The 1,550-nt window shown below is 38.8% G+C and carries 1 protein-coding gene; it reads left to right on the top strand.

Going from position 1 to position 1,550, the window contains the following annotated elements:
- The first annotated feature begins 104 nt into the window (after positions 1-104).
- The gene (locus ACSBQP_RS19285; RefSeq protein WP_435028706.1) at positions 105-1,457 is read left to right on the top strand and encodes an IS1182 family transposase; all 1,353 of its coding nucleotides are present in this window, start codon (positions 105-107) and stop codon (positions 1,455-1,457) included.
- Positions 1,458-1,550: the final 93 nt, after the last annotated feature.

Genomic DNA, 1,550 nt, shown 5'->3' on the forward strand with positions numbered 1-1,550 from the left:
CTCAGGCTGTCGAGAAAATCTCGACAGCTTTATTTTTTCCCTTAAATTTTCCACTATCCCATTTTATAATAGAGAAAAGCATACTAAAGGAAGGTGTTTTTCTCATGTTCCACACTAGAAATTCTTCTCAGCACGAAGCCGAATTTGTATTGCTAGATCAACTGGTCGAAGAGGATCACCTGCTTCGTAAAATTGATCAGTACATTGATTTTTCATTTATCATAGACAAAGTAAAACCATATTATAGTGAGAATAAAGGTCGTCCCTCACTTGATCCACTTATTTTGTTTAAAATGATGTTTATCGGATACCTGTACGGTATCCGTTCTGAAAGACAACTTGAAAAAGAAATTTACTATAACATGGCGTATAGATGGTTTTTAGGTTTAAACATCAATGACCCCGTTCCCCATCACTCGACCATTAGCTGGAATCGTCGTACTCGATTTAAGGATACAACCATTTTTCAAGACATTTTCGATGAAATTGTTCTTCAAGCCATCAATCACGATATGGTTGGAGGGCGCGTTCTTTTTACTGACTCCACTCATCTTAAAGCCAATGCCAATAAACATAAATATACAAGAAAAACGATTGAACAAGATACCCAGAACTATATAAATGAATTAGAAGAAGCGATCCAAGAAGATCGGGTGGCACACGAAAAAAAGCCCTTAAAGGTAAAAGAGGAGGTGAAAACGGAAAAAGACATTCGTCAAAGTACGACTGATCCTGAAAGTGGCTATCTTTATCGTGAAAACAAACCAGAAGGCTTTTTCTACCTAGACCATCGTACAACGGATATGAAGTACAATATCATCACAGATGCTCATGTCACGCCTGGCAATGTCCATGATTCCGTTCCGTATCTTGAACGATTGGATCACCAAATCGCACGATTTGGTTTTCAAGTAAACGCAGTTGCCCTTGATTCTGGTTATTTGACAACCCCAATCTGTAAAGGTTTATCTGATCGCCGTATTTTTGGTGTCATCGCACATAGACGTTTCCATCCAACAAGGGGATTATTCGAGAAGTGGAAATTCCAGTATGATTCTGAACACGATCAATACATATGCCCGAATGGTGAAAAGCTTTTATATACCACGACTGATCGAAAAGGTTATAGGTTCTACAAATCAGATCCTAAAAAATGCACATCGTGTCCTTTCCTTGAAAACTGCACAAGATCTAAAAATCATCAAAAGGTCATCTCAAGACATGTGTGGGAGGAACATAAAGAAAAGATCAGGCAAAATCGTCTGTCTGCCGCTGGAAAAGAGCTATATAAAAAAAGAAAAGAAAAAATAGAGCGAAGCTTTGCAGATTCAAAACAACTGCATGGGCTTCGCTACTGCCGGTTGAGGGGGAAACAGAATGTGAGTGAGCAAGTGCTTCTCACAGCTGCCTGCCAGAACATGAAGAAGATTGCCACACACCTAGCAAAGCTAGGCTAGGTGTGTGGGAGGTCTTTTTCATGTTTTTCCTTCAATCTCATCTATCATAATGATGGTGAAAATAAAAAAGATTGTAGAAAAACATGGGTTTCT

This window comes from Bacillus sp. G402 (assembly GCF_051172515.1).
Classification (GTDB): Bacteria; Bacillota; Bacilli; order Bacillales; family Bacillaceae; genus Bacillus; species Bacillus altitudinis.